The organism is Nostoc sp. (genome assembly GCF_036918015.1).
Lineage (GTDB): Bacteria > Cyanobacteriota > Cyanobacteriia > Cyanobacteriales > Nostocaceae > Nostoc.
The window spans coordinates 1-25,725 of sequence record NZ_JBALEO010000062.1; the positions used below are offsets into that span (position 1 = coordinate 1).

Genomic DNA, 25,725 nt, shown 5'->3' on the forward strand with positions numbered 1-25,725 from the left:
ATGTGGCCGAAGATTGGGACTTAGGCGATGGCATTATTAGCTGATGTTGGAGCGGTTGGAGCTTGGGAGCTTTTTTATTATCAAAAGCTCTCAGGGAACCCCCAAAATCGCAGAATTAAAGCCCCAATCATCGATCCGGTTGAATTGCCATTCATTACGGATAAACACATCTTGCTAGTCGGAGCATCTTCAAGCAAAGCAAAGCCAAGTTGGCTACGGGCTGGGTATCTCTATCAGCAAATTGGTGGGATTCATATTGATGACACCATAATTTATGAGGGATTGGGAGCAGTCCCCAGCACTGAAACAGATTTTAATCGCTCTCTTGTTAAGCTCAACAGCATTGATTTAATCAGATTTACCCAAATTACCAATGACTATCGATTACGTTTTGAGGCAATGCCTTGGATTGAAGAGGTAACTTTGGGTGTTTGGGTGTACACGGGAACCGTAAGCGACTCAACAGAAGAGACGCTAGGGGCAATTAGAGCCAAATTAGAAACCATTGAATTCAAAATAAATAATTTATGACCAGTTCACTCAGCTATTCCGCATTGTCCGAGAAACTTCCCGCAGGCTCAATTGAATTTGTTGGGAACAACCAACTCAAACTAAATCTCAGCTTATTAACTGAAAGTGGAAGCACCTTAACCACTGAAGTTTCTTCTGTAAAAGCTGTTGTCAAACTTATGCAAGGACTAGCAGCATTAACAAATCAAGTAAATGAAGCTCGAATCGCTGCTAATTTACCTCCAATTCAATTTGTATCCCAACAGCTTACAGGCACGCCAGAAGCACCAGAATTTGAGTTTACAGTGCGGGTTAAGGTTGATACTGCATTGTTTATTGATAACCTTGATGACCCAACTGAATAATGATTAATAATACTCAGGATATTAGCGGCGTTGTCAAATTTAGTAGTTGTACCAATGCTGATAAGTCGCTAACGGGAAATATCTCTGACATTGTTTTAAATGCTAACAGCGCTAGAGCTTATGCAGCATTTATAAATAATTCCTCAATTGATATCACTCTTATTTTGGGTGATAAAACAAATGCAGCAATCGGAAAAGGAATTATTTTAAAGCCGCGTGGGGGTAGCTATGAAATCAATAGCAACAACCTCTACATAGGTAAAATTAGCGCCATCGCTACCAATAATTGCAAGATTTCTTTTGTGGAGTGTATTGAATAATGGCTCTTTATAATCCGGCTACCGCAACACTAGTTGAATCAACTAGCGGGACTTCAACCCCTACTACTGTTGCTTCTAGTGCTAGCAATACTACAATTCTTGCCGCCAATTCTAACCGCAAAGGTGCAACGATGTGGAATGATAGCACCGCTACTTTGTATCTAGAATTTGGCGCTACAGCAACAGCAAGCGCATTCGTTGCCAAAATAGCACCGAGCGGATATTATGAGCTTCCTTTTCATTACACTGGGGTAATTAGTGGTATTTGGTCAGCTGTAAATGGTAATGCTTTTGTTAGGGAGCTAACATAATGCCTTTGTATGTCCCCTCTGTTCCAGGTGGACTTATTTACATTCAATTAAGGGAAGTACAACCATCTGGGACGGAGGGGGGGAACGCCACAGCAGGAACTTGGACTAAACGAAAACTCAACAACATTGCGACTGACGATACAGCCTCAGTTATTATTTCTAATAATGAGTTTGTATTGCCTGCGGGAAGCTATATTTTAAATGCAGTTTCACCATTTTACCGAACTGCAACATCAAGAATTAGGTTGAGGAATGTTACTGATAATATTGTTCTGCTAAATAGTAGCTCAATCTATCCTGGGTCTGGGGTGGATGTTCAATGCCTCGCACATCTGAGTGGCAAATTTACGATAGCTGAAAACAAATCCTTAGCTCTGGAATATCGAGCATTCCGAAATCAAGATTCAGCATCTTTGGGACTTTCCAGTGGTTGGGGAGTCGAGGAAGTATTTTCAATAATTGATTTATTTAAATTGTGATTACGGTTTAAATATGAAAATTGACATTAACAATGCTTTAACTATTGCAGGGGGATTGATCCTCATCATTGGGGCTATTTATCGTCTTGCCCAAGTAGAAGCAAAAATCAACGATAAAATTGACGACGTAGACAAAAAATTAGAAATACTCCTAACCCAATACGCGGCTGATAAAGAATACATATACCTGTATCGATTACACACTTTGGATAAAGCCATTGAGCACAAATTTAATAGATTAGCTAATTGGGTAACTCAGATTGCTGTTTTTTTGCACAAAAAAACCGGATTCCAAATCCGCTATGACAAGTTTTAATCACCGTGATTTTACCTTTGACCATAAATGTCTAGCCATTGATTTAGATCGACAAACACCTCAGATTTCTGATCTTTATCCCACATCCACCACCCACCAGCGCATCCTGCATAAAAATTCAAATCAGCGATTTCTCTCAAGGTCAGGTCATCGGAACACTCCCTGACCTTTTTCCATAGCAGAAATTCCAGCCCCGAAGCCCAACGGGCTGACCACATTCTTTCTGAGAAACTGGTCATCATCTCCCAGACCATTTGTTTTGGGTCTTCTGCGATCGTTAATTCGTTCATGAAAATCAAGAATATTTAGAAATTAGTTTTTCAAAAGCTACTTTTACCCACTTCGGAGGTGAAATGAATTCACTCATATAGAATTCACTCATATAATAATCAACTTCTTCCCCCATTTCCTCAAATCCCTCTGCCCACATTTTTAAGTGAAATCCAACGGATTTTTTGCAGATTAATAGAGAACGCAGTAATTCAGCTTCATTACAAAGAAGTAGTTTTCCGGTGCTATCCAACTTCCAAAAGCAGTACTTTGCATCATGCCCGGCTTCTGAGGCTTCAACTGTTGGCTGGTAAGGTGCAAAGTTGAATTTCTCAGCATTTTTTAGGTAAAACTGGTAATCACGCTCAAACTGTGGGCTATACTTCATAACTGGACTTTAGCTAGAATCATCCGTTTAGCGTGCCCAATTTACCCGCAGTTAAGACTTAGGCGTTATGAATTATGAGTTGATTGGATTGTTACTCGGAGTTCTCGCTGGCATAGGTTTAATGAAAATCAATCTGTATTTAGGAATTGCCTGGGAGACAGGAATGGTATTTAATCTAGGGTTTTGGATTATAAAAAATTCTAAATTGCGATAAGCTCCTCTGGGGATTCACTCTAGCTGAGTCGGTAAAGCCTTAACAAACTCTCTAGACGTAAACTGAAACATCAACTGTAAGACTTTAAATATTTGGTGAAGTTAAATATGCGTTATCCAGAAACCTTGTAGAGACGTAGCACTACTACGTCTCTACAAGGTTTCTACCAAATGTCTCTTGAGTAGAGTAAGTGGCAGGGGTAAGCTTTTTTAGAATGGGATGAGATGGATTACTTTGATGTTCGTCGATTAACTAAGGTAGCGCTAGCTTGGTCAACAGGCATTAGCACAACTTCATTAATATTGACATGGGGCGATCGCGTCACACAGAAAAATATTACATCAGCGATATCATCTGCTGTTAGGGGTGTAACTCCCTCATAGACTTTGTTGGCGCGTTCAGTATTTCCGTGAAAGCGTACCTCGCTAAATTCCGTTTCTACCATACCCGGATCGACAGAAGTTACACGGACTCGCGTACCCAACAGGTCTTGTTTTAAACCTTCAGAAATGGCTCTGACAGCAGCTTTGGTAGCACAGTAGACATTACCACCGGGATAGGTTTGATGTCCGGCGATGGAACCTAAATTTACCACATGACCGCGATCGCGACTTACCATTCCCGGAACGACATAGCGGGAGACGTAAAGTAAACCCTTAACGTTAGTATCAATCATGTCTTCCCAGTCTTGAAAGCTGCCTTCGTGCAACTTGTCTAAACCACGACTTAGACCAGCATTATTAATGAGAATGTCGATGTCAGACCAGGCAGGGGGTAGAGTCGCAATGGTAGATTCAACAGCGCTGCGATCGCGCACATCTAGTTGTAATAAATGAGTCTCAGTACTAAAATCTTTACTCAGAGTATCTGCTAGCTGCTGCAAACGTTCTAACCGTCGTGCTGCTAAAATCAGTTTTGCACCCGCACCAGCGAAGATTTTTGCACAAGCAGTACCAATACCACTACTTGCACCAGTGATCAAAATGATTTGATTTTGTAGAGAAGTCATTAGGATAGTTAGGAGTGAGGAGTTAACAGTTATGAATTATGAATTAGCAGAAGTTTCATCGTTCATAATTTATCATCAGTCGGTCTATAACTCCTAACTCCAAACTCCTAACTCCTAACTACTTCTTCACCACTTGCAAGCGCTGAGTTACCATTGTCATTCCATTACCTCGCAGGATGACAGCAGAAACCCATTGGCTACCTGGGGTAGATGGTGCTTGTCCAACTTTAAACAGTCCGCCAGATGTTAGTAATTGCAAATCTACGGGTGTGGGGTTAAGAAATTTATCTGGTTGGATAGATTCCTCTAGCGCTGTTCCTAGTAGAAAATCATCACCAAGTGGCTCTTGGACGATCGCATCAAAATTATACTTCTGACCAACCAGCACCTGCTGCGGTAATTTAAAATCAATTTGGGGTGGTTTACTGCCAGAGGTAAGCAAGGTTCGTTCTGACAAAATATCTTGGCGGACTATTTTTCCGCCTTCAATACGCTGACGCGATTTAATCGTCGCGTTGAGAGCCAACTTATTAGTGTTAGAGGGTAAGCCAGTTATCTTCGTTTCTGTTTCAGCAATAATCCCATTGGCTTCAGGTTTTGAAGATAGCAGTTTCGTGCTGTATTGCAATTTCGGATATCGTTGCCAAAGTGAAATCAAAGACTTTTCTAGGGTTTGGAGGTTTAATCCATCCCCATGAGTGAAATTGGAGCTATAGAATTGCAACACCCCTTTGACATCGCCTCGGCTGGCGGCAGTATCAACTTGTGTCAACAGGTTTTTCAGATCGGCTGGTGCATTTTGCGGTGTCGTGGCTTGGGATAATTGCTGTGGTGTTGCAGCCTGAGTGCGTTGCCAACCGCTTGTTAAACCAATAGTCAGCAGAAACGAAACCAGCCAGATATTTGCTGGAAATTTGAGTTGTCGTCTCACTAAGGCGGTAAAAATGTTAGTCATTGGTAAGAATTTACTGATTTGATTAGAGAAAGTAAGCAAATTGTTTTATCTTAGTTAAGCTAGACGCTAAACGGTAGAGGTTTGATGGCAAACGCACCGATACGATTATTAATAGCTGCCAGTGGGACTGGTGGACATTTGTTTCCAGCGATCGCACTGGCGCAAAAACTTCCAGATTATCAAATAGAATGGCTGGGAGTACCCGATCGGCTAGAAACTCAACTTGTGCCTAAACAGTATCCCTTGAATACTATTGCAGTTGAAGGGTTTCAGCAAGGGTTTGGACTTTCCTCGATTCGCATTTTGGGTAAACTCGCCCTTTCGATTCTAGAAGTCAGACGAATTCTCAAACAGGGAAATTTTCAAGGGGTGTTTACCACAGGCGGTTACATTGCCGGGCCAGCCGTGATTGCGGCACGTTCTCTCGGTTTACCTGTAGTTTTCCATGAATCTAACGCCTTACCAGGTAAAGTAACTCGCTTTTTTGGCCCTTGGTGTAGTGCGGTAGCCTTGGGATTTGAAGTAGCTGCTAAGTATTTACCTCGTGCCAAAAATGTCTATGTTGGTACTCCGGTAAGAGAGCAATTTCTTGATGGGGCAATTAATTCACCACTGGATTTAGCTATTCCTGATGGTGTTCCTTTAATTGTTGTTTTTGGTGGTAGCCAGGGTGCAGTTGCAGTAAATAAGTTGGTGCGCGAATCTGCAAAAGCTTGGTTTGATGCTGGTATTTATGTAGTACACTTAACTGGCGATCGCGATCCCGAAGCAGATAGTCTCAAACATCCACAGTACATAGCCTTACCTTTTTACAACAATATGGCAGCGTTGTTGCAACGTGCTTCTTTGGCGATTAGTCGTTCTGGTGCAGGTAGCTTAACAGAATTGGCAGTGTGTGGAACGCCAGCGATTTTGATTCCTTACCCCTTTGCCGCAGAAGATCATCAATCTTACAATGCAGACGTATTTACAAAAGCTGGTGCAGCGTTAACGTTGAAGCAATCTGAGTTGACGACTGAAGTATTGCAAAATAATGTATTGAATTTATTGCAGTCACCGCAAGAGTTAGCAAAGATGGGGGAAAAAGCTTATGCGATCGCAGTTCCTGATAGTGCCGAAAAGTTGGCGCAGTTAGTGCGTGAGGTGATAGAAACATAACGTTAATTATTTAGCATTAGAGAATATGTTATTTAGCAAAAAAATTCGCTTCACAGTAGGTTGTGCTGCCTTATTACTTGTCAGTTTAGCAAGTAGTTATCTATATACCCACTCAAAAACTAAACAGCTATCTCAAGAAAATCACTCATTTACTCAACAAGAAAATTCTGCCCTACTTCAATCACAGATTTCTCTGACCTCAAATCAAGCTGCCGAACAACTTAACTCAAGGTTTCAAAATACTTTTTCATCTCGACAGAATTTGTTAGCAGCATCTGCATCCTATCCAGTTGTTGATGAGTTCAAAAAATATAAATTTAACATTAATGGCAGCCAGATTGCTACTCCAGGAAAACTCCCAAATACTAAGGTTAAATTCAATCAAGGAGATTTATTAACTGTTCTCGTTAATACTAGAAAATATTTTCAAGATTATGCTTCCCAAGACCCAGATATTATGCGTACAGGAGTGCTTGCTACTCAAGGATTTACTGTAGCAGATGTCCTCAAAACTTTGGATTTTATGATTGCTGTTTTGAAGGAGGATATTGCTAATAATCGGGCTACTCGTTTACAAGACTCTAATTTTATTAATACCAATTTTCGAGTTATTAAATGGTCTGCCTACAACCCCAAGAGTAAACAGCAAAAACAATTACGAATTACCAAATATGCTGTATTTACTCACCCTGGTTCCCGCAAGAAAACCTCTACTTTTAATATACCAATTTATAGCTTAAAAGATAACTCTAATAACGATAAGTTCTACACTCGATACACAAAGCAAGATGTTTTGTCTGGTATTTATGAACCAGGTGGTAGAGAATTTGGAAAAGTTACAACTCTTGCTTATCTAACCAGAAATGGCTTAGAAGAAGCAATTATGGAAGGAACAATCCTGATTAATTTTACCGATGGTGATAAGGCATTTTTTAATGTAGATAGAAACAATGGAATAGCTTATATCCGCGGATTAAAGGCAACAGCACAAAAGCGTTATTGGTATTTTAGAGAAGTTGATGATATTAAAGGCTATGGATACAAAATAGATGCCAAAATTTCTATCAAACCCGGAGTTACTTTTGCTGGAGATGTTTTAAATATCGGTTTAGGTAAGGTGGTTGTGATTGAGCATACTCAAGGTGGCCGCAAACATCTGCAAATGGGAGTCATCGCCGATACAGGCGGAGCATTTTTACCCAATCTTTATCAGCTCGATTTTTTGGCTGGTATTTTTAAGAATAAAACAGAATTTGGGCAGAATATCAGCCAATTACCGGACTATGCCACAGCATATTTTTTAGTCAAGAAGTAATGCATTGACCTGATATCAAAAATCTATGCACGGGTTAACAATTCTAAGTTGTGGCCATCGGAGTCATAGAAATAGAAGCCACGACCTTCCTTTCTGTGGTTAATTTGTCCTTTATTCTGATGCATGGGGTCGCTACTGTATTCAATACCCGCTTCTTTAACGCGTGCAAAAATTGCATCAAATTCTTCATCAGTGACATGGAACGCATAATGATGTGGCTCAAACGCTTCAGCGTCGGCGAAGTCGAGCGTTAATGCATCATTTATATGTACAGCAGCAAAGTGACCAACGGGAAGCTCGACCTCTAAACCGAAAATTTTTGCAAACAACCTCGCAGATGCTTCTTTGTCATGTGCGGGCACTATGGTGTGATTTAGAGTAATTGTCATGTCACACCTTCCCTCCTAATTTAGGTAGTAATCCATATCAACTCTCGATTTCAGAGTCGATAAAAACAATGTTCCTTTCTATTTTATCTTTTGGGCGCTAACGCCGAAGTAAATATATTTAAATCCTGTGTTCAATGTATTTGGAACAACTGCAAACACTAAACATCAAGCTTAAATAAGTAAACCTGATACGAGTTATCAGGTTTACTGTAGTAACAAAACTTGATTAAAAATTGTAAAGCATTGTAAACTACATTCACAGGCAAAGACTTTACCGCCTGATTCATAAATAACCGCAATCATAAAACCATGACAACAACCTTACAACGTCGCGAAAGCGCCAACGTATGGGATCGATTCTGCGAATGGATCACCAGCACCAACAACCGGATCTACATCGGTTGGTTCGGCGTAGTAATGATTCCAACCTTGCTAGCCGCTACCGCTTGCTTCGTAATCGCCTTCATCGCAGCACCTCCCGTTGACATCGATGGTATCCGCGAACCTGTTGCAGGTTCCTTAATCTACGGAAACAACATTATCTCCGGTGCAGTTGTTCCTTCCTCCAACGCTATCGGTTTGCACTTCTACCCAATCTGGGAAGCAGCTTCCTTAGATGAGTGGTTGTACAACGGCGGCCCTTACCAGTTGGTAATTTTCCACTTCCTGATTGGCATATTCTGCTACATGGGTCGTGAATGGGAACTATCCTACCGCTTAGGTATGCGTCCTTGGATTGCGATCGCCTACTCTGCTCCAGTAGCAGCAGCAAGTGCAGTATTCTTGGTATACCCCATCGGACAAGGTTCATTCTCTGATGGTATGCCTTTAGGTATCTCTGGAACCTTCAACTTCATGATCGTGTTCCAAGCAGAACACAACATCTTGATGCACCCCTTCCACCAATTAGGTGTAGCTGGTGTATTCGGCGGAAGTTTGTTCTCTGCAATGCACGGTTCACTAGTAACTTCTTCCTTGGTTCGTGAAACAACCGAAACCGAATCTCAAAACTACGGTTACAAATTCGGTCAAGAAGAAGAAACCTACAACATCGTTGCAGCCCACGGCTACTTCGGTCGTCTAATCTTCCAATACGCTTCTTTCAACAACAGCCGTTCACTGCACTTCTTCTTAGCAGCATGGCCTGTAATCGGCATCTGGTTCACCGCCTTGGGTGTCAGCACAATGGCGTTCAACTTGAACGGTTTCAACTTCAACCAATCAATCATTGACTCTGAAGGTCGTGTGATTGCAACTTGGGCGGATGTAATCAACCGCGCTAACCTGGGTATGGAAGTAATGCACGAGCGCAACGCTCACAACTTCCCTCTCGATTTGGCTGCTGGCGATTCTGCTCCTGTAGCTCTTACTGCTCCTGCTATCAACGGTTAATCATAATCTGAGATACGCTCCCCACGCTTATCTATAAACAAAAAACGCTCCCCTGAAGGGGGAGCGTTTTTGCATTGGGTTAATTGCTACGTTCATTTAAAGTGCAAAAATGACCGTTATAGTTGAGAACTTAGGAAATAATTATCAAAAAGTAAATTTTACAGTTAATAACGGGTCATAACGGGTAATAATTGCTAGCAGCGTAGATAATAGCCTCAAAGCTCAAATATCAAGGAGAAGCCAAGAATGATTTTACACCGTGGGCGTAGGGTAGTAGCCGCTTTGTTGCTGTCGGTGGTACTACTGACAACAGCCTGTAGTCCAAAAACACCTGGACGTTTTGACCAAGCACAAAAAGAAAGCACTCAACAAAAAAGCGGCCAATCGGTAGCTAAAACCGCAACTCAGGGTAGCGAATTTAATAAACTTTTCCCAAAAGCTGGTGATGGCTACCAACGCGTCTATACCCAAGAGAAAAAAGGCTTTGCGGAAGCGAAGTTGAAAAAAAGCGGTAAAGATATAGCGGTGCTGTCTATTTCTGATACCACTAGCACACCCAGTGCAGCAGCAAAGTTCTCGAAAAGCACTAAAAAAATTGGTGGTTATCCCGCAATAGAAGTTGGTAAAACGCAAACTGCAATTTTGGTAGGTAAGTACCAAGTAAAAGCACTTTCTCGCGATTCATCATTTACAGCTAGCGATCGCGAAGATTGGCTAGAGAAGTTTAATCTTAATGGTCTAGCTAGACTGAAATGATTTGCACTACTAACATTCAAATAATAAAACCTAAATAAGGAGATTTTTGTGAGCAAATCGATTGTTGAGTTGGTTGATCAATTGCCAACTGGCGGCTTGACTGTTTCTATGTTGAAGTCCCTAGATTTTGTTGCTCCTGGAGAGTGGCAAAACACCGTCGGCTTTGTCAACACTATCAAGAAAGTCACTGGCGAAGACGACGAAGATTTAATTCAGCAAATTGGCGAAAGAGCGATTTATCTATTCAACGACAAATCTCAAGGATACCAAAGAGCCTTGTGGTTATATCAAACTGTTGATAATACAGATAAAGCCCTTGGTGCAGCAGCTTTAGCTAACAAAGTCGGCGAAAAAATTCCTCTGTTGGGTTTTTTAAACTCTGTCACTCCTAAACCTGACAAAGCCCAAACCATTGATTTGACATTAAAATTAGTGGCTGAGTTGGTAGCCTTCTGTCAAATTAACGGCATTCCGGGAGACAGTATTGGGGATTTTGTCGCCTCTTTAGGTGAGTATAGTGGTGAGTCGCTGATCCGCATGGTGGCGTTAGTTTGCGTTGATGGTTTGATACCTTTGGGCCCAGATTTTATCAGCAAAGCGATATCTGGGCTGAATCAAACAAATCCACAGGAGTTAGAACAAAACTCGACTTTCCAAAACATCAAAGATGTGATTCCAGGGAACAACGCTGGCAGTAAACTTAACTTTATCGGCGAAAGCTTTGACTCTGTGAAAGGTTGGATGAGTGGGTTAGTTAGCGCCAATAATTTAACGCCGCAAAAGGTTGTCCACAACTTGCAAAGTTTTACCGATATTGCTGATGACAAGTTGGACTACCTCGCAGCATTCCTGGATGTAGCAACAAATTATTATGAGCATACTGGCACGCAAACTTTAGCACATCGCTTGATTGAACGCGCGGTAGCTGAGATTTAGGTTGATGGGAAGTGGGGACTGGGAAGATTTCCCAATCTCCAATCCCTATTGGGGTAAATGCAAATCTGCTGCGATCGCATACAAGTAAGGTTGAAAAATAGCCAAGTTTTCTAGTCTATCAAACTTACCTGTTTGCGTACCTGTGTCAAATGCAGTAGTAATTACGTAAAGTTTAGTGCCATCAAAGGCAACATGACCGATATGTTGCTCTTGTACTCCACCTTGTTGATTGAGTTCAGCGAACCCATAGCGGATTCCCTGAAGCTTACCAACGGGTACTGGTTGAGGTGGGTAGGATGAGAAAGTAATCTGTTTTCCATATTTACCCTGACGATCTTTCGCAAACGCAGCGTAGTGGTCTGCAACCCAAGTTTTAAGTACTGGTAATAACTGGGTTTGGTACTTGGAACTTTGGTAGTCTACTAAAGAAGCAGTTGGAATACCAGCGGCTAAGAGTTTCTTTCGGAAATCCTCATTGTTTGCTAGTGGGTAAATGTTAATCTCAACTGTACCCAAACGTTTTCCTTTGGAGGAGACACACAACAGCGGTGCATTTCCTTCACAGGGAGCAACTTGCCAGTTAGTTGGAGCAGCAGCACTTCCCAGAATTTTCTGCCAGATATTTCCCTGATTAGAGTTGGGAAGTTTGGCAACGGTAGGAGTTTTTACTACTTTGGGTGGAGAAAATTGGGGTAGAAGAAATTTCGCTCCCACCGGTATTGACACCAGCAAAATAGAGCCTAGTAATAAATGATAAAGTCGTAACATTTTTATTTCAAAATCCAGAGCCAGAGATTGCAGACTAACGATATCTACAATACTTTATGGATACAGAGGGAGAATACATTTATATTGCTGCGAGTTCCGTAAAGAGAACTCAACAAACTATAGCGCTTCTTTGTGAAATCAGACACAAGTTAGGGGCGCATAGCTAGCTGTGCGTCTCTACGAACTGCTCTAAGTAGCTATGTATAAATAAATTAAAATTTGCAGTAAGGACTTTAGTCCTGATAAACCTTGCTATGAGCGATGAATCGCTCACTACAAACTAGGATTTTATTGTATGTTTAATTATGCCTACTTAGTTCATGCAATTTAAAATATATACACTTAGTAGCGCTGAAAAAACAGTACAGCGCTACTACGAACAGCTTATTGATTGACAGAATTCATACTGAATTCTGACTCCTGAGTTCTGAATTCTTCTTATAAAATATTCCAGCAGAATCGAGCCTTTGGCTTTATCTGCTGGAGACTCTAAATGTGAAATTTTCAGGAATCGACTTAGTAGCGATTATTGTTGCGGCGGGCATTACCGCCACCCCAGCTACCACGAGGAGAACTGCTTCTTTCCTCACGAGGTTTAGCTTTGTTCACTTTCAAATCACGTCCCATCCACTCAGCACCATCAAGTGCATCTATGGCAGCTTGTTCTTGTGTGTCTGATTCCATTTCCACAAAAGCGAACCCACGAGGCCGGCCTGTTTCCCGATCTGTGGGTAGTTGAACACGATTTACTGTTCCGTATTCTGCAAAAGCCTGCTTTAGGTCCTCTTCTGTAACCTGATAGGACAGGTTTCCGACGTAAATTGACATAGAAATCTCCGAATTCAGGGAGTGTAGAGAGTTAAATTCGGAGAGACGGTTTTTAGAAATCAAAACGAGTTACTCAACCGAAAATAATCTTTATGTCCACGAGTGTAGCACAGCATTCAGCCTTTGAATATTGTCTGATAGTGAATTTTATTCACAAATCAAACCTTTAAGGACGGTTTGCAGACTTTCTAAAGACTGGCTTTTTTTGCTTGTACTATATAAAGTTACACTTTTAATCGGAAATCGTAATTAACTCGCGATCGCCTAGATATTTAGTGTTTTCAAAATTAAGCTGTGGACTAAGGGGTAAAGATTATTATCAGTAATGGGATTAATCATACCACGATCAACAGTCTTAAAAGCAAATTAATCTAAATTAAAAAATATTTATCCTCAAGTACATTAGCTATGGTCAAACTGCGCTAATATGCCCTCTGCTTTCTTACATAGTAATTCGTGATATTCACCATTACTAGCTAGCAAACCTCCCCATTGATTGATATCACCAGTGTTATACTGCAACGGAGTGCCGTCGAAGTGAGTAAATTTACCACCAGCTTCCGTTAAAATCAATTCTGGAGCGGCTATATCCCAGTCTTTGGGCGCAGACTTGCCGGAAAGGGAAATGTAGATATCTGCCTGTTGCTCGACAATGGTGGCGATTTTGCAGCCTACACTACCCACAGATTTCTGATTTTGACAGGGTAAGTTTTGTAGCAGATGATCTAACCGTTGGTTGCGGTGAGAGCGACTAACGACTAAGGTTAAATCCTCAATTCGTTTACCTGAAGACACTTGCAAAGGAACAGATCCGTCACGGGTTTCTACAAATGTACCCCCGCCTTTGGTAGCGTAATATAACTTTTGAGCCTCTGGTACTGCCACCACTGCCAAGACTGGGCGTGTTTCCTTGACTAAAGCAATGTGAACTGCATAGTCTCCAGTTTTTTCGATAAAGTCTCGTGTACCATCCAAAGGGTCAATTATCCATACCCAAGGGGCAGAAGCCTGTCTACCACTACTTGACGATTGATAAGTTTCTTCGCTGATATAAGCAAAATCTTCGTTGCCCAAAGTTGCTTGTAGCCTCTGCAAAATGTATTGACTCACAGCTACATCGGCAACGGTGACAGGCTCATTCTCCTTATATTGTACTTCTAAGTCAGGGTCTTTTGCTGTGCCGTCGTAATACGATCGCAGTATATCTGCTGCGCCCCAACCTACCTCACGAGCGATCGCTAATATTTCTTGTAAATCTTTCATTAATTTAGCCTATCTAAAAATATGTATAACGTGATTAGGGGCGCACAGCGATACTTAGTTTAACTAATTACGAATTACGAATTACGAATTATCTTAAATTCATCCAGCGCCGAGTACCAAAAAATTTACAGGAATCAGCAGCAATATTAGCTGCCAGTGCCAGTGCATCAGTAAAGCTTTGCCTTAAAATATAATGACAGAAAGCACCGTGAAAAATATCTCCAGCCCCTAACGTATCAACTGCTTGAATCTGCGGCACATCTACGATACCAGTTTTAGTGCCACTCAAGTATTCAATTGGTTCTTGTCCGTGGGTAATGGCGATGTGAGGAATGTCAAATCCACTGAGATAGCTAAAAAGGTCTTCTCCACTTTGGCAGTTGGGGGGATAAAAATTAGCTGAACAGATAGCATAATCCACAAACGGTAGAATTTGCTCAAATCCAGGCTTCCAACTACCACCATCGATCGCAACTAGGATATTATTGGCTTTAGCCATTTGAACGATGGAATCACCAACTGCCATCTGATGTCCATCAATCAGTACTATATTGACATTCTGCAAAATATCTGGCGGGATAGATGCGCTGCTAGCTTGAGTTTTGACAGCATTGATCGAAACCACAGCGCGTTCACCTGTGGCTTGAGTGACAATAATCGAAGATACAGGCGGTACTAAATCAGTGGTAGGCTCAAGGTCTGCGATCGCAACTTTGTAATTTGCCAAGTCATCTCGAATCAGCTGCGTCATTGGGTGAGAACCGACTAAACCTAAGACAGTAGCCTGATTTCCTAAATAATTGAAAGTTACAGCTGCGTTTGTTGCTGGTCCCCCTGCCGCTACAGTATAGTCAGTAGCGACAATCTTCTGATTATTCTTAGGGGCAGAGTCAGCAAGGTAAATCAAATCTAAAGTTACTAAACCTACAAATAATCCACGATTCATCTGCTCTTTCGTTCAAAATTCAATTCTGTTAGCGGATAGCTAAGGTTTAGCCCATTCTGACTCCTGAATTCTTTCTTGGTACATGGATTCTTGGCGACTGACAACATCAATCACTGTCTTCAACCAATCAATATAAGTCTCTTCTCTTCGGATTACCAACTCCAGCACCAGCCTTTGCATCACCTGCTTGCGGTTGGCAGATTCATCACCGAGTGATGGCAAATCGATGGTTTCACATTCAGCCAGCTTCTTGCTTCGAGCCGCCAATTGTTGCTCCAGTACGTAAATGATGGTTTCATTTGACAACTGATCTGCAAAATGCAACTGGACGAGTAAAGGTTCTCTGATAGTCGGTAAGGGCTGATGAATCCCTAACCATCGGCTAAATTCGGCTTTCCCTGGCTCCGTCACACTGTAAACTTTGCGGTTGGGGCGATCGTGTTGAATCTCAATATTACAGGTAATCCAGCCTTGCTCAACTAGCTTATCGAGAGTTCTGTAAATTTGTGCCTGATCTGCTGGCCATAAATGGGCAATGCATTGATCGAAGCAGCTCGTTTTGAGGTCGTAGCCCGTCATTTCTTGCTGCTGAAGAAGACCTAAAATTACATTTGCTAGCGACATGAAGATGGTTTTTCCATAATTGATATTTTCTCGCTCGGTTCTACACTATGTACTTCTTATAATTTTATGCTATTATATGATTAATCAAATATAAGATATAACGGTTATAAAAAGATATGCTCATTATAATGCTTCTTAGCAAGGAAACCAAATACATACAAAACTCCATTCACAAGGGCATGGGGGAGAAGAAGGGAATAGGTTAAAGGTTACAGGGTACAGATCCCTATTACCTGTCACCTCTTCCCCAGTCCCAATACCCAATTCTCAATGCTTAGAAATTATTTAAGCCATTGAAGACTATTGTAACGAGAGGATAAGTAACATTGACTTCTAACACACTTACAGAAAGAATACGTCAGCATCAATATCTGCGTGATTTACGAAACAAATTACTCGACCTTCACAAGATGTTGCTGGAGACAGAACGCATTGCCTACGAACAGATTAGTGGACGAGTATCAAGTGGAGAACTTCTTCAGCTAGTCATCGCTCACGAACAATTTGCTTGGCTACATCGCATTTCTGAGATGGTTGTGCAAGTTGATGAAATGCTCCAAGCAGATGAACCGATATTGCTGGACGATTTCCAAAAATTGATTGCTGATGTCCGCACACTGATTGTACCGTTAGAGACGGGTAATACCTTCGAGAGAAAGTATTACAACGCTCTCCAGCGCGAACCTGGTGCTGTGTTGGCGCACGCGGAGATATCCAGATTTCTCACGTCTAAGGTTTGATTGCTAATCCAAACAGTGCTGAGTACAAAAGTAAGAATCGTACTCAGCACTTCAGCTATATAGATAAGCAAAGAAAAAATAATATAGCGGTTCTCAGTTGAGTGAGGTATAAGAACCCCACCCCCAACCCCCTCCCCGCAAGCGAGGAGGGGACTATGATGTACCTTGTTTAGTAAACGCTATAGGAATCCGGTTTGATTTCTGAAAAAAATTAAGTATTTGTAGGGTGCGTTATGACTTTAGTCTAACGCACCAAAGCCTTGAAAATGGTGCGTTACGCTTCGCGATAACACACCCTACGTGTTGTTCAAAAATCAAATAGTAATCCTATATAACTCCTAACTCTTAACTCCTAACTCCTAACTAATAATTAATGACTAATGATCCATTTGCACCAGTTATCGGACAACAGCAAGCTATAGAATTACTTACTCAGGCTGTCAGACAAAACCGGGTTCCTCCAGCCTACTTATTTGTGGGGCCAGATGGTGTAGGCAGGAGTTTAGCAGCTAGGTGTTTTGTGGAATTGCTATTTTCTGGTGGGATGGGAATTACTGCGTCTTTACAAAACCGTTTGCGTCAGGGGAACCATCCAGCTTTGTTGTGGGTGCAACCAACGTACCAATATCAGGGACAACGATTAACAGCAGCAGAAGCAGCCGAGAAAGGACTAAAGCGTAAAGCACCGCCTGTAATTAGACTAGAGCAAATTCGGGAAATTACCGAGTTTTTAGGTCGTCCGCCTTTAGAAGCGCCGAGAAATGTGGTAGTGCTGGAAGAAGCCCAAACAATGGCAGAAGCCGCAGCAAATGCTTTACTTAAAACCTTGGAAGAACCGGGACAGGCGACATTAATTTTAATTGCACCTACACCTGAGTCTGTGTTGCCCACTTTGGTATCACGCTGTCAACGCATTCCTTTTTATCGCTTAGATGCACAGTCCTTGGCTGTTGTACTCACACAAACAGGCCATCAGGAAATTTTGCAAAATCAGGCAGTTTTGAGCATAGCAGCTGGTAGTGCGGGAAGTGCGATCGCATCTTATGAGCAACTACAAGCTATTCCCGATGAGTTACTCGAAGACTTGAAAAAAGCACCTAAATCTTACCGTAACGCCTTAGAGTTAGCCAAAAAAATTGATAAGGATTTAGATACAGAAGCACAACTGTGGTTAGTTGATTATCTTCAGCAATTTTACTGGCCGCAGTGGCATCAACCTAGTATCATTAACCAGCTAGAAGAATCTCGAAAATACTTACTTTCTTACGCTCAACCGCGACTGGTTTGGGAATGTCTGCTTATATCTGTGTATCAAAAATCAAATTCTATTTATCCTACTCATCGCTGAGTGCGATTGTATTTCTATAGTTCCTCATCAAAATCTCAGTACAATATTTAATTAATTCGTAGCGAAATAAATTAGGTAAAACTCTGCGTTACTTTGCGTTTACTTTGCGTCCCTCTGCGTTTCAAAACATTACAATGTCTTCTTCATCCTCTATCGTCAAGTTCATAGCGAGTGAAGGTATTGTAATAAAAGCGATTCCTGGATAAAACAAAAAGTTTATATGACCTCAGTTTCTCCTCACAAAAAAGCCAGAGCCTTAAAACCTACCAGCCGCCGCCCTGCGAAAGAACTCTGTAGCGAGTGCGGACTATGCGATACATATTATATTCACTATGTCAAGGAAGCTTGCGCTTTTATTAATCAGCAAATAGGCGAACTTGAACAAGAAACACACACGCGATCGCGCCATCTCGAAAACCCCGATGAACTCTACTTTGGTGTTCATCAAGACATGATAGCGGCGAAGAAACAGCAGCCCATCGAAGGCGCACAATGGACGGGTATTGTGAGCAGCATTGCCATTGAAATGCTGAATCGCGGCTTAGTTGAAGGTGTTGTCTGCGTGCAAAACACCAAAGAAGACCGCTTTCAACCCATGCCAGTCATCGCCCGTACCCCAGAAGAAATACTAGCAGCACGGGTAAATAAACCAACGCTTTCCCCGAACCTTTCCATATTAGAACAGGTGGAAAAATCGGGAATGAAGCGGCTGTTGGTAATTGGTGTTGGTTGCCAAATCCAGGCATTACGAGCCGTAGAAAAACAACTTGGTTTAGAAAAGCTGTATGTTTTGGGTACGCCCTGCGTAGATAATGTTAACCGTGCCGGACTGCAAAAATTCTTAGAAACCACCAGCCGATCGCCTGATACAGTTGTGCATTACGAATTCATGCAAGACTTCCGGGTTCATTTCAAACATGAAGATGGCTCATCAGAAACAGTGCCTTTCTTTGGCTTGAAGACTAACAAACTCAAAGATGTCTTTGCCCCATCCTGTATGAGTTGCTTTGATTATGTCAATTCCCTAGCCGACTTAGTTGTTGGTTACATGGGCGCACCCTTCGGTTGGCAATGGATTGTAGTTAGAAATGACACTGGTAAGGAAATGCTGGATTTAGTCAAAGACCAGTTAGATACTCAACCAGTAACGTCTAAAGGCAACCGGAAAGAAGCCGTACAACAAAGTATTCCCGCTTACGATAAAGGCGTTACCCTGCCGATGTGGGCAGCAAAACTGATGGGTGTGGTAATCGAAAAAATCGGCCCCAAGGGTCTAGAATATGCGCGATTTTCCATTGATTCTCACTTTACTCGGAATTATTTGTATGTGAAGCGCAATCATCCTGAGAAATTAGAGGCGCACGTTCCAGAGTTTGCCAAACGTATTGTTGGACAATATAAATTACCAGAGTAGTGTTTCGCGTTTGTGTGAAATATACCTAAGCCTGCTTTTGCAGGCTTTTCTGTCTAGTAGCAAACTTATCTACTAAGTAGTAAAAGTTTGTTTATAATTTTCTGCTGAGGGACAGTATTTAATATTTAGTAATTATTAAGACTGCTTAGAAGCTAATCGCTTCCGGGCTAGAGTAACTGCTTTGACATTCTCGGTAATTATAGCTACCTTACCACATACTTCAATTAGTTTACCCATTCTTACCGTTTTTAGAGAATCTTTTCCTTCGTATGAAGCTATACCTATTATAAAAGCAGTGACAAATACATATCCAAGAATTTTTAGATTATTTACTCCTCTATTGAGATAAATCATGCCAGCAGGGATAAAAAAAAATGTTAACACACCAGCAACGATAGGGCTTTTTTCTGCTAGTTCTTCAGTTCTGCTTATATCTCTTTTAGTGGGGAGGAAAGGATTCCAAGGAGAATCTGGGGTTTGGTTTTGATTAGAGTTGGTTGCCATTTTTTTGCCAGTACTTTTAACAGGCAAGTAGTTAGCTTGCATACCTCAAGAATTCTACAGAAATATCGTTGTTGGCTTCAGAGTCAACACGGTTTTTGTTTACAAGTTTTTGTAAGATAGAAAGTAAAATTACTGAGGAGAAAGTCTGGAAAGTATAAGATGTAATGTTGAACGAAGAAAGCTATAGGACAAAATCTTCTTAAGCCTCTCCCACAGGTTTGATTGCTGCCTCTGCAATTGCTAATCTCTGCCATTGTCCCTTGTCTACTTCATCTGCCTCACTTCCCCTCACTGCTGACTCAACTCGATAATATTCCCATCAGGGTCTTGAGTAAATAAGGCAGCGCGACCAGAGGCGCTAGCTTGAATGGGATAATTATGATTGAGGAATTCCTGTTTGGCGGCGTCTAAGTCAACTACTGTGAAGGCGACATGGGGATTACGTCCCCATTTTTCGTTTGGGTTTTCTGTGGGGACAGTGGTTGCAACTATCAGGTGAATTTGATAGTCACCGACTTGATACCATGCACCAGGGTAGCTTAGGGAACGATCTATTTTAGATAATCCCAACACTTTGCCATAAAAATATTCAGAGCGTTCTAAGTCAGTCACAAGAATCGCTGTATGGAGACTTTGGGTAATCTGCATTGTCGGTAAGATGCGATCGCGTTTATTTAGATTTTGACGTAGTTTGAACTCTTTCGGTAAGTGAGGGAGACAGGATGAGAAAAATTAATAACCAACGCCTAATGACAAATGACAAATGACAAATACCATCACAAACTCAAAGGCAGTTGAACTGTAAACGTTGTCCAGCCCTGAGAACTGGTAACTTCAATCGTGCCTTGGAGATATTCTACTAACTTCTTAACCAATGTTAAACCTAATCCTGTGCCGCTTTGTTGCCAGCGTTCCCGTTTCGGGTTGCCGTAGGCATCGCTTTCAGGAATCCGGTAAAATGGCTCAAAAATTCGAGATTGTTCTTTTTTTGGAATTATCACCCCAGAATTGCTAATTGTGATTTGAAAATAAGGAACTTGAAAATTATGTAATACACCAGATTTATAATTCTCATCTATCAGACTTTTTGTGATGTAAATTAGCTGAACTTTTAACACAATCTGTCCATCAGGCGGAGTGTATTTACAAGCATTGTTGAGTAACTCTGAGACAATTTCAGTCAGGCTAGCCAAGTCTGAAACTAAAGGTGGTAAATTTGGAGAAACACTAATTTCAAAAGACTGTTGCCTAGCTTGAGCGCGTTCTTGAAAATACTCGGCAACGTGAGGTAGCCAGTTTTGTAGTTGAATTGAAGTTAATTCTAACGGATAGATATCTGCATCAATCATTCGTATATGCAGCAAGTTGTCTATCAAATCTAGCTCTTGTTCGCACTGATCGCGCAAAATAGTTAAGTAGCGGGCTACAGAGTCAGATGGAGAAACTGTTTTTAAATGTAAAACTCCCTGGCGATCGAGAATATTTTCTAGCACAGAGATTGCCATTTTGATGTTTGACAATGGCGTTCGCATTTCATGAGAAGTGGTTGCCAGAAAATCCTCTTTTAATTGGTTCAGGCGTTGCAGTTCTGCCACACGAATTTCTAGTTGTTGGGCACGTTCAGCGGCAAGATTACGTTCTTCAGTTAACCGTCGTTGCGTGTCATCTCGGAAAACAAATACGGCTCCTGTAATTACACCACTGTTATTTCTCAGAGGAGTAGCGCTATCAGCTATTGGTATAGTTGTCCCGTTTCTAGCAACTAGTAAAATACCACTTCCTAAATATATAGTAGTTTCTTGTTGGAGGGCTGCGATAATTGGATTTTCTATCGGTAGCTGAGTTTGTTCATCAATGATTTTGATAACTTCAGTTAACATCTTGTCTTTAGCTTCATTCCATTGCCACCCTGTGAGAGCTTCAGCTACTTGATTGATATATTTAATATTTAATTCAGTATCAACTACAATTACCCCATCGCCCATTTCCCGAAGTACAGAACTCAAAAATTGCTCGCGATCGTAGCGATTTAAGGCTGTTTGAATGGCAACATAAAGTTCTTGCTCTTTAATAGGTTTGAGAATGTATCCAAAGGGGGATGTCAGCGTTGCTCGCTCAACAGTACTTTTGTCAGAGTGCCCGGTGACGTAGATAATCGGAATTTGCAAATGATGCCAAATTTGCTCCGCTGCCTGGATGCCGTCCATTTCACCCCGTAACCTGATATCCATCAAAATCAAGTTTGGGCGTAATTCAGTTGCTTTTGCAATTGCCCCTTCGGCAGAATCGGCAATATCTAAAACAACATATCCTAAAGACTCTAAAGTTTCTTGTAAGTTGATAGCAAGGATATATTCATCTTCAACAACAAGGACTCGAACTGTCTTTTTTGTCTGCGTGTTTGATAAGATGTCAATTATGTTCATGTCCGGCTGTTTGTAAAAGTAATTTTGAACTCTGTTCCCTGTTGAGAGTCAATTTCAAGTTTTCCTCTTAGCTGCTTGACTAAACCCTGGACAAGGGTTATGCCCAGTGTTTTAGTTTTCTTACTATCAAAGTTTTCAGGTAAGCCAACACCATTATCTCTAATAATGAGTGTCAAAGTAGATTCCGATTGTTGATAAAACTTAACTTCAATTTTGCCACCAATATTACCAACAAAGGCGTATTTCAAAGCATTAGAAACCAGTTCGTTGATAATTAAGCCACAAGGGATGGCGGTTTCGATATCGAGGCTAGCATTATCAACTTGAATATTTAGTTGAATCTGGTTGGAACTGACATTATAAGAATCAAATAAATGAGTTGTTAAATCTGGAATGTATTGAGCGAAATCAATATCAGCGAGGTCTTCAGAACGGTATAGTTTTTCATGAACTAGGGCAATGGAAGCAATGCGGTTTTGGCTATCGCGCAAAATAGCTGTCACCACAGGATCTTGTGTTCGTCTGCATTGCATTTGCAGCAAACTGCTGACAATTCCTAAATTGTTCTTAACCCGATGATGAATTTCTTTGAGTAATACCTCTTTTTCTTTCAGAGAGGCTTTGATTTTTTCCTCTGCTTGCTTTTGCTCGGTGATATCTTGTTGGATAGCCACAAGGACGCTTCCATACTCAGGATGTTCAAAAACGGAAGCGGTAGCGCTACACCAGAATGGAGTGCCATCTTTTTTAATATTGTGGACTTCATAGGTTGCTTCACCGTGTTTCAAAATAGTAGTTCTAATCGCCTGATTAACATCTTCAGGTGTATGATATTTATCACCGTAGTTGACAATCGACACGTGCTGACCGATTAATTCACCAGGGTCATAGCCAAACATCTGCTCGAATTTAGGATTGGCGTAGACAAACACGCCATCTGTAGCACGAACTAGGCAAATTCCTTCTGCCATGTTGCGGGTGATGACTGCCTGCAACTCTAACATTTGTTCAGCGCGTTTGCGATCGCTGATTTCAACTACCACAATGCCCATGCTAATAGGTTCATCAGCTTCAGACTGAATTGGAAAATAGGAAGCTAGCCAAGTCCTGATTACACCAGGGAATTTTGGGGTTTCTCCACTGACTTCCAAATCCAGAATCGGTTCACCCGTTGTTAAGACCTGTCGAAAGACTCGATCTTGCTTCCGTGCTATATCAGGGACAATCTCCCACGTTGTCTTGCCAATATGCTCTGCTGCGGGAATGCCATTAATTTCTGCTAATGCTTCATTAACCAATGAATAACGCAGTTCTCGATCGAGAATAGTTATACCAACAGGTGCATTATTGATGAAGGTATCCAATAACTTTTGCTTGTGAGCTAGTTCTCGCTCTAGAATCTTGCGTTCTGTGATATCAATCGCCACCCTACCCACTAGCTTTTGTTCAGACAATCCGAGAATTGGGAATTTGTATACCAAGAACTCACCAAGGGAACCGTTTGGTCGAGGAGCAAATTCAATCACCTCAATTACCTGATTTGTCTCTATGACTGTGCGAATGTGATCGAAATGCTGCCGAGCAATTTCATCTGGGTAGAGGTCAGAAATATATTGCCCAATCACCTGTTCGGGTAGTAATTTAAATGTCCGCAGGTATGTTTGATTTAAGTAAAGCACACAGCCATCTGTATCAGTGATGCAAGCTAGCACTGGGCTGTTGTTCATAAATGCCTGGAATCGGGCTTCACTTTCTTGCAAAGCTGCTTCTGCTTGCTTGCGATCGCTAGTATCAATAATGACTCCCAACATCCGTACAGGTTCGCCTACTTCGTTGTAAACGCCACGTCCTTTCCCCGTGAGCCAGTGAACCCTGCCATCGGGAAAAATCACTCGATATTCACCTTGAAAATTAATATGTTGTGCCAGTGCATTTGATACAGCCTGTTCGATTCGGTCAACATCCTCTGGATGCACGCGATCGCGCCATAATTGATAGCTGGCTGCTGACATTTCTGGCTCTAAACCTAACAAACGATAATGGTTGTCGTTCCAGATAACTTCGCCTGTTTGAACATTCCAATCCCAAAGACCGATGTGATTAAATTCCAACGTTAGTCTCAGTTGTTCTTCACTTTTGGCTAAGGCTGCTTCGGCTTGTTTGTGTTCGCGTAGCGCGGCTTGTTGCTCGCTGATATCCCGATGAGTACCAGTCATTCGCAGAGGATTACCATCTGCATCTCGCATCACAACCTTACCGTAGTTGGCAATCCATTTGCATTCGCCTGACTTAGTTCGGAGTCGATAGTCAAATTTGTACGGTGTCGAACTATCCTTGAGGTGATCTGTCAAGATTTTCTCCGCCCAAGGTAGATCGTCTGGATGAACTAATCGCTCCCAAGTACTTAAATTCTGTGGGAGTTCATCAAAGCGGTATCCCAGCATTTCTAAATAGCGAGGGCTGTAATATACCTCTCCAGTCAAAATATTCCAGTCCCACAAACCATCCCCAGAAGCCTCAAGGGCTAATTGTAGTCGTTCCTCGCTTTCTCGGAGAGCTATTTCTGCCCGTTGTTGCTCTTTTTCACCATGCTTCCGGGCAGTAATATCCGTGATTCGTACTAGTTGCATCACAGTACCAGCGACTGTAATTTGTTTGGCTGCGATGTTTCCCCAAAAGGATTGGCCCTGCTTAGTCATGTATTCAACTTCTCGACTCCAAAACCCTTGCTGGTTAATTTCTTCCATAAAGGTGGCAATCTCATCGGAAGTAAAGGGTTGTTTTTGCAGAGTGTTACCTTCAATGTTAATTAATTCGGCTTTACTAGAGGCTGTAAATAGCTCCACTGCTCGATCGTTACAGTCAGCGATCAGTAATGTTTCGACATCTACCAAAAAAAGTGCATCAGCGGATTCGTTATAAACAGCTTCTAGCAGGTCACGACTACGGATGATTTCTAACTCCGTTTGTTTGCGTTCAGTAATATCTATAACCGCTCCCAATAGCTTAACTGGCTGCCCTTGAGCGTCATAAGCTATCTCTGCTTTCGACTCAACGTACCGCACCGAAGCATCAGGTCGGACAATTCGGAACTCAATACTGAAAGGGGTTTCTTGGGCGTAGCCCGTTGTAGACATCATCTTTTCGAGTTGGGCCTTGACCAAGGCGCGATCGCTTGGGTGAATTATTTGGAGAAATTCCGCTTGGTCGGGTTCACCTTGAGTGGGATTTAGACCAGAGATGCGAAAGGTTTCCATTGACCAGGAGCGCTTTTTCGTTTCTAAATTCAATTCCCAACTGCCTACATGGGCGATTTGTTGAGTAGTGGCTAGCAGTGCTTCACTTTGTTGGAGTTTTTCTTTGGCCTGTTTGAGTTCGGTAATATCTCGCCGCATTAGCTGCATCTGCTCGATCGCCCCATGAACCGCTCGACGTAAATTATCAGAGGTCAGTTTTCCCTTGACTAGATAATCTTGCGCCCCACTCTTGATCGCTTGGACTGCGATCGTTTCGTTTCCCTGTCCATTCAGTATAATTACTGCAATTTGGCTGTTAGAAGTTTGCCTCTGTAGCTGAGTGATAAATTCCAGCCCGTCTAAATCTGGTAATCGATAGTCCAACAAAATCACATCTGGTATTTTCCCTTGACAAGCTTGTAGGGCCTTATTTCCAGATTCAAATTCGTAAATATCATAAGTGTAGCGATCGTCCCGCTCTAGGAAGCGTCGATACAAAGCTCTATCTTCAGCAGAGTCTTCTACAAAAAATACAGTTGTCATGT

Annotated in this window: 28 protein-coding genes; 14 read left to right on the forward strand and 14 right to left on the reverse strand. The window is 41.7% G+C overall.

Annotation, left to right across the window (positions count from 1 at the left end; translation table 11 throughout):
* Positions 1-27 precede the first annotated feature (27 nt).
* Genes V7K61_RS14900 through V7K61_RS14925 form a run of 6 tightly spaced genes read left to right on the forward strand, consistent with a single transcriptional unit; the run spans position 28 to position 2,301 of the window.
* Positions 28-531, forward strand: a complete 504-nt coding sequence (locus V7K61_RS14900; protein WP_335054159.1) for a hypothetical protein — start codon at positions 28-30, stop codon at positions 529-531.
* Positions 528-875: a hypothetical protein gene (locus V7K61_RS14905; protein ID WP_335054161.1), complete on the forward strand. Its 348-nt coding sequence runs from the start codon at positions 528-530 to the stop codon at positions 873-875. The genes V7K61_RS14900 and V7K61_RS14905 overlap by 4 nt, the downstream gene beginning before the upstream one ends.
* Positions 875-1,195, forward strand: a complete 321-nt coding sequence (locus V7K61_RS14910) for a hypothetical protein (RefSeq protein WP_335054163.1) — start codon at positions 875-877, stop codon at positions 1,193-1,195. The genes V7K61_RS14905 and V7K61_RS14910 overlap by 1 nt, the downstream gene beginning before the upstream one ends.
* Positions 1,195-1,506 carry a hypothetical protein gene (locus V7K61_RS14915; RefSeq protein ID WP_335054165.1) on the forward strand — a complete coding sequence of 104 codons (312 nt, stop codon included), beginning with the start codon at positions 1,195-1,197 and terminating at the stop codon, positions 1,504-1,506. The genes V7K61_RS14910 and V7K61_RS14915 overlap by 1 nt, the downstream gene beginning before the upstream one ends.
* A complete protein-coding gene (locus V7K61_RS14920; RefSeq protein ID WP_335054167.1) occupies positions 1,506-1,985 on the forward strand; it encodes a hypothetical protein in 480 nt (159 codons plus the stop codon). Before V7K61_RS14915 ends, V7K61_RS14920 begins: the two co-directional genes overlap by 1 nt.
* 13 nt (positions 1,986-1,998) lie before the next feature.
* A complete protein-coding gene (locus V7K61_RS14925) occupies positions 1,999-2,301 on the forward strand; it encodes a hypothetical protein (RefSeq protein WP_335054168.1) in 303 nt (100 codons plus the stop codon).
* An 11-nt stretch (positions 2,302-2,312) separates the two neighbouring features.
* Here the strand turns inward: V7K61_RS14925 and V7K61_RS14930 are convergent, their stop codons facing one another.
* The 4 genes from V7K61_RS14930 to V7K61_RS14945 form a co-directional block, all read right to left on the reverse strand.
* The gene (locus tag V7K61_RS14930; RefSeq protein WP_335054170.1) at positions 2,313-2,591 is read right to left on the reverse strand and encodes a hypothetical protein; all 279 of its coding nucleotides are present in this window, start codon (positions 2,589-2,591) and stop codon (positions 2,313-2,315) included.
* 5 nt (positions 2,592-2,596) lie between these two features.
* Positions 2,597-2,959 carry a hypothetical protein gene (locus V7K61_RS14935; protein ID WP_335054172.1) on the reverse strand — a complete coding sequence of 121 codons (363 nt, stop codon included), beginning with the start codon at positions 2,957-2,959 and terminating at the stop codon, positions 2,597-2,599.
* A 443-nt stretch (positions 2,960-3,402) separates the two neighbouring features.
* Positions 3,403-4,182 carry an SDR family oxidoreductase gene (locus V7K61_RS14940; RefSeq protein ID WP_335054174.1) on the reverse strand — a complete coding sequence of 260 codons (780 nt, stop codon included), beginning with the start codon at positions 4,180-4,182 and terminating at the stop codon, positions 3,403-3,405.
* 118 nt (positions 4,183-4,300) lie between these two features.
* A complete protein-coding gene (locus tag V7K61_RS14945; protein WP_335054176.1) occupies positions 4,301-5,137 on the reverse strand; it encodes a nuclear transport factor 2 family protein in 837 nt (278 codons plus the stop codon).
* Positions 5,138-5,221: 84 nt separating this feature from the next.
* On the opposite strand from V7K61_RS14945, the gene murG reads away from it, so the two are divergent.
* Both murG and V7K61_RS14955 read left to right on the forward strand, forming a co-directional pair.
* Positions 5,222-6,295, forward strand: a complete 1,074-nt coding sequence (gene murG, locus V7K61_RS14950; protein WP_335054178.1) for an undecaprenyldiphospho-muramoylpentapeptide beta-N-acetylglucosaminyltransferase — start codon at positions 5,222-5,224, stop codon at positions 6,293-6,295.
* Positions 6,296-6,320: 25 nt separating this feature from the next.
* A complete protein-coding gene (locus V7K61_RS14955; RefSeq protein WP_335054180.1) occupies positions 6,321-7,610 on the forward strand; it encodes a hypothetical protein in 1,290 nt (429 codons plus the stop codon).
* A gap of 23 nt (positions 7,611-7,633) precedes the next feature.
* On the opposite strand, the gene V7K61_RS14960 is transcribed toward V7K61_RS14955, so the two are convergent.
* Entirely contained in the window at positions 7,634-7,999 is a 366-nt protein-coding gene (locus tag V7K61_RS14960; protein WP_335054182.1) for a VOC family protein, read from the reverse strand.
* Positions 8,000-8,308: 309 nt separating this feature from the next.
* Here V7K61_RS14960 and psbA point away from each other — a divergent pair, with 309 nt between their 5' ends.
* From psbA to V7K61_RS14975, 3 genes are all read left to right on the forward strand, one after another.
* Entirely contained in the window at positions 8,309-9,391 is a 1,083-nt protein-coding gene (gene psbA, locus V7K61_RS14965) for a photosystem II q(b) protein (protein ID WP_334855211.1), read from the forward strand.
* A gap of 246 nt (positions 9,392-9,637) precedes the next feature.
* Entirely contained in the window at positions 9,638-10,147 is a 510-nt protein-coding gene (locus V7K61_RS14970; RefSeq protein ID WP_335054184.1) for a hypothetical protein, read from the forward strand.
* Between the two features lie 48 nt (positions 10,148-10,195).
* Positions 10,196-11,083 carry a hypothetical protein gene (locus tag V7K61_RS14975; protein ID WP_289796477.1) on the forward strand — a complete coding sequence of 296 codons (888 nt, stop codon included), beginning with the start codon at positions 10,196-10,198 and terminating at the stop codon, positions 11,081-11,083.
* A gap of 45 nt (positions 11,084-11,128) precedes the next feature.
* Here V7K61_RS14975 and V7K61_RS14980 read toward each other — a convergent pair whose 3' ends face one another.
* From V7K61_RS14980 to V7K61_RS15000, 5 genes are all read right to left on the reverse strand, one after another.
* Positions 11,129-11,851, reverse strand: a complete 723-nt coding sequence (locus tag V7K61_RS14980) for a hypothetical protein (protein WP_335054187.1) — start codon at positions 11,849-11,851, stop codon at positions 11,129-11,131.
* A 516-nt stretch (positions 11,852-12,367) separates the two neighbouring features.
* Positions 12,368-12,679, reverse strand: coding sequence for an RNA recognition motif domain-containing protein (locus tag V7K61_RS14985; RefSeq protein WP_094348369.1), 312 nt, complete (start codon positions 12,677-12,679; stop codon positions 12,368-12,370).
* Between the two features lie 402 nt (positions 12,680-13,081).
* Complete coding sequence (locus V7K61_RS14990; RefSeq protein ID WP_335054189.1) at positions 13,082-13,942, reverse strand: 3'(2'),5'-bisphosphate nucleotidase CysQ family protein; 861 nt, start codon at positions 13,940-13,942, stop codon at positions 13,082-13,084.
* An 88-nt stretch (positions 13,943-14,030) separates the two neighbouring features.
* Positions 14,031-14,888 carry a sugar kinase gene (locus V7K61_RS14995; protein ID WP_335054191.1) on the reverse strand — a complete coding sequence of 286 codons (858 nt, stop codon included), beginning with the start codon at positions 14,886-14,888 and terminating at the stop codon, positions 14,031-14,033.
* Between the two features lie 39 nt (positions 14,889-14,927).
* Complete coding sequence (locus V7K61_RS15000) at positions 14,928-15,512, reverse strand: PadR family transcriptional regulator (protein WP_335054193.1); 585 nt, start codon at positions 15,510-15,512, stop codon at positions 14,928-14,930.
* Positions 15,513-15,838: 326 nt separating this feature from the next.
* On the opposite strand from V7K61_RS15000, the gene V7K61_RS15005 reads away from it, so the two are divergent.
* From V7K61_RS15005 to V7K61_RS15015, 3 genes are all read left to right on the forward strand, one after another.
* Entirely contained in the window at positions 15,839-16,252 is a 414-nt protein-coding gene (locus V7K61_RS15005; RefSeq protein WP_334705113.1) for a hypothetical protein, read from the forward strand.
* A gap of 373 nt (positions 16,253-16,625) precedes the next feature.
* Complete coding sequence (locus V7K61_RS15010) at positions 16,626-17,600, forward strand: DNA polymerase III subunit delta' (RefSeq protein WP_335054195.1); 975 nt, start codon at positions 16,626-16,628, stop codon at positions 17,598-17,600.
* Positions 17,601-17,820: 220 nt separating this feature from the next.
* Positions 17,821-19,014, forward strand: a complete 1,194-nt coding sequence (locus V7K61_RS15015) for a Coenzyme F420 hydrogenase/dehydrogenase, beta subunit C-terminal domain (RefSeq protein ID WP_322710825.1) — start codon at positions 17,821-17,823, stop codon at positions 19,012-19,014.
* 135 nt (positions 19,015-19,149) lie between these two features.
* Here the strand turns inward: V7K61_RS15015 and V7K61_RS15020 are convergent, their stop codons facing one another.
* The 4 genes from V7K61_RS15020 to V7K61_RS15035 all read right to left on the reverse strand — a co-directional run bounded on the left by V7K61_RS15020 (position 19,150) and on the right by V7K61_RS15035 (position 25,723).
* On the reverse strand, positions 19,150-19,560 hold the full coding sequence (locus V7K61_RS15020; protein ID WP_335054197.1) for a hypothetical protein: 411 nt from the start codon (positions 19,558-19,560) through the stop codon (positions 19,150-19,152).
* Positions 19,561-19,806: 246 nt separating this feature from the next.
* Positions 19,807-20,166: a VOC family protein gene (locus V7K61_RS15025; RefSeq protein WP_335054199.1), complete on the reverse strand. Its 360-nt coding sequence runs from the start codon at positions 20,164-20,166 to the stop codon at positions 19,807-19,809.
* Between the two features lie 128 nt (positions 20,167-20,294).
* Positions 20,295-21,944 carry a hybrid sensor histidine kinase/response regulator gene (locus tag V7K61_RS15030; protein WP_335054201.1) on the reverse strand — a complete coding sequence of 550 codons (1,650 nt, stop codon included), beginning with the start codon at positions 21,942-21,944 and terminating at the stop codon, positions 20,295-20,297.
* Positions 21,941-25,723: a PAS domain S-box protein gene (locus V7K61_RS15035; protein WP_335054203.1), complete on the reverse strand. Its 3,783-nt coding sequence runs from the start codon at positions 25,721-25,723 to the stop codon at positions 21,941-21,943. Before V7K61_RS15035 ends, V7K61_RS15030 begins: the two co-directional genes overlap by 4 nt.
* Positions 25,724-25,725 lie beyond the last annotated feature (2 nt).